This window comes from Megasphaera sp. NM10, assembly GCF_000417505.1.
GTDB classification, from domain to species: Bacteria; Bacillota; Negativicutes; order Veillonellales; family Megasphaeraceae; genus Megasphaera; species Megasphaera intestinihominis.
Map to the genome: position 1 here is coordinate 1 of NZ_APHY01000124.1, position 2791 is coordinate 2791.

A 2791-nucleotide genomic window follows, 5' to 3' on the forward strand; every position below is an offset into this window, starting at 1 on the left:
AAGACCTGAGTTGCATGACAATAACTCGACTAAGCAAAACCAACGGATATGTCCTGCTTATAAAGAACGGCATTGACCGATGAGTTGCATGAACTTTTCGGGTTCAGGACCGACTATGAATTCATGACTCAAGCGGCTATGCGAGCAACGATAAAGAACTCAAAAAAATTAAAATAACAGTGAAAAAAATATAGCACACATTAAAACCAAATAAAAAATGCTCACAGAGCGCACAACCACGCTCTTTGTGAGCATTTTTTATTTTCAAAAGTGTCAAACTCGGGATTTAGTCTACTTTGGCGAATACTCACCTATTTTTTCCGCCCAAAAAAGCGCGGTACTTTTCATTGAACGTGGCCTTGTTCAATTCCTTTTCCCAGCAGGCGACGACGACCGTAGCCATGCAGTTGCCACAGACGTTGCAGATCGTGCGGATCATGTCGAGGAGGCGGTCGATGCCCAGGAGGATGGCGACGCCTTCTGTAGGCAGATTGAAGGCCGCTGCCGTCGCAGCGACGACGATGATGCCCGCACCGGGAACACCGGCAATGCCCTTGGTCGACAGCATGAGCGTGACCATGACCAGTAGCTGCTGCTCAATGGGCATCTGGATACCGTAGAGCTGGGCAATGAACAAGATACCGGCTGAACTGTACAGCGTCGAGCCGTCGAGGTTGAAGGAATAACCCGTCGGCATGACAAAGGTGACAATCGTCTTGGGAACGCCCAATTCTTCCAGGCGCTTCATGGCGCCGGGCAGGGCGGCTTCACTGCTGGCCGTCGAGAAAGCCAGGAAGAGGATGTCCTTCAAGGCCCGGATGACGTGGAAGAAATTGATGCCCGTAAAAAGGCTGGCAATGAGGGCGACGACACAGATGAACAGCGCCGTAGCACCGGCGACGGACAAGATGAGCTTGCCCAAGGGGATGAGCATGGCAATGCCATAGCTACCGACGGTATAGGCAATCATGGCAAAGACACCGATAGGCGCAAAGTGCATGACATAGCCCGTTACTTTGAACATGGCTTCAGCCACGCTCTGGCAGATATCGACAATGGTTTCACCTTTGCCGCCGATATGGGCGACGGCGACGCCAAAGAAGCAGGCAAAAAAGATGATCTGCAGCATATCCTGCCGGGCCATGGCATCGACGATGTTGGTCGGGATGATGTGGACGGCATAGTCGACGAGGTCGACACTGTGCTGGCTGGCAGCTGCGGCATTGGAAGCATTCGCTGCCGAAGCCGATAAAGTGACGCCCACACCGGGTTCTGCAATATTCATGAACAACAGGCCGATGGCCAGGGCGATGGTCGTAGCGAACTCGAACCAAATGATGGCCTTGCCGCCTAAGCGGCCGAGCTTTTTAAAATCGCCCGTACCGGCAATACCCATGACCAGGGTACTGAAAATAAGGGGCACGACAATCATCTTGATCATGCGCAGGAAGGCATCACCGAAGGGTTTCAGCTTATCGCCGAAATCGGGGAACAAATAACCGACCAGGGCACCAAGGGCCAGGCCGATCAAAATTTGGGAACTCAAGCCAATTTTTTTCTTCAAGGCTGTATCTCCTTTTCTCTGGTAATAAAAAACAGCAGATAAATAAAATTGTATGCTATTTTCGCCAAATACACAAGGTTTTATATGTATATTTTCCTCACAAAAAGATAACTTCTTGACACAGCGGGTACAGCCTTCTATAGTATACATAAAAGAAGAACAGGAGTTGAGCTTATGATTTGTCCCAAATGTGGTACGGAACTGCGCGACGGCGTCCTCATGTGCCCGATTTGCGGCACTAAACAGGAAGTACCACCGCCAGTCCCGCCCAAAAATATACAAAATAACCCGAAAATCTTTACTAAGACTCGGGTTATTAGTGTCATCATCATTGCAGCCTTTATCATTATCGGCTTATGCAAGGTGTTCTTATTCAAATGATTGTTAGATGCGGGAAATGACAGCATCATCATCAATGAAAATGCCGTTGTTTCCCATATCACCGGAAAAACGGTCTGTTTCCACTGAGGCCTGGATTCCCATGAGCGTATTGCGGAAATGGAGCGTCCCTCGACTATAACGGTCTCCATCAGCGCCATTAAAACCGTCGATATCGGCGCGGTCCAATAACATCTGGCGCGTATCTTCCGATAAGTCGCCCCATCTCATTCCCAACAAGGTCCGTGAAAGCATAACCATCCATCCTTTCGTTTAAATTTGACAAAGAGTAAAAAAAGAGCAAGGGCAGAGTGTGTACTCGTAAGACATCTTTGTCCTTGCTTTTATTCTTTGTATCCATTATATATTTCACAATAAGAAAAGTCAATCCGTTATGTGAAAAAAATATACTATTCCCCGGTCGCAGTTCGCAAAACCATGCCTCATGGACCTGTTATGTATATCACCATAAAAAAAGCCGTGGCTCGTTGTTCGTGGTTCGTGGCTCGTAAAAGCTCACCATCATTTTGAATAGGCAGTGGTCAAATATCACAGCGGGCCGCCCAAGACTCCCTTTATAGGGGAGCTGACCGCCAAAGGCGGTCTGAGAGGTTAAAGATCGGCCCCTACGATGCGGCCATAAGGCCGCAAAAACAAGCCACGAGCCACTAACAACGAACAACAAAAAAAGCACTAGCGGTTGTCCCACCTCTCCTGCCGAATCCAGGGTATCTCTGTCTGACCGCATACTTTCACTCCATCAGGTCACGAGATTCGGCATAAGCGACTCACACGGTTTTGCGCGTCGCAGAGTCTCCTTCAAACCGGTTCCCTGCTTATCCCAGGACC

General features: G+C 49.0%; 3 protein-coding genes. 1 reads left to right on the top strand and 2 read right to left on the bottom strand.

Translation table 11 applies throughout. From position 1 onward, the window contains the following. Window positions 1-307: 307 nt before the first annotated feature. On the bottom strand, window positions 308-1564 hold the full coding sequence (locus tag NM10_RS12605; RefSeq protein ID WP_020311924.1) for a dicarboxylate/amino acid:cation symporter: 1257 nt from the start codon (window positions 1562-1564) through the stop codon (window positions 308-310). 174 nt (window positions 1565-1738) lie between these two features. Here NM10_RS12605 and NM10_RS12610 point away from each other — a divergent pair, with 174 nt between their 5' ends. Further along, window positions 1739-1945 carry a zinc-ribbon domain-containing protein gene (locus NM10_RS12610; RefSeq protein WP_020311925.1) on the top strand — a complete coding sequence of 69 codons (207 nt, stop codon included), beginning with the start codon at window positions 1739-1741 and terminating at the stop codon, window positions 1943-1945. A 3-nt stretch (window positions 1946-1948) separates the two neighbouring features. On the opposite strand, the gene NM10_RS12615 is transcribed toward NM10_RS12610, so the two are convergent. Next, window positions 1949-2173, bottom strand: a complete 225-nt coding sequence (locus NM10_RS12615) for a hypothetical protein (RefSeq protein ID WP_226885428.1) — start codon at window positions 2171-2173, stop codon at window positions 1949-1951. Window positions 2174-2791: the final 618 nt, after the last annotated feature.

Coding starts and splice junctions, on each gene's coding strand:
- NM10_RS12610 (WP_020311925.1), top strand. CDS start 1,739: ATGATTTGTCCCAAATGTGGTACGGAACTGCGCGACGGCGTCCTCATG.
- NM10_RS12615 (WP_226885428.1), bottom strand. CDS start 2,173: ATGAGATGGGGCGACTTATCGGAAGATACGCGCCAGATGTTATTGGAC.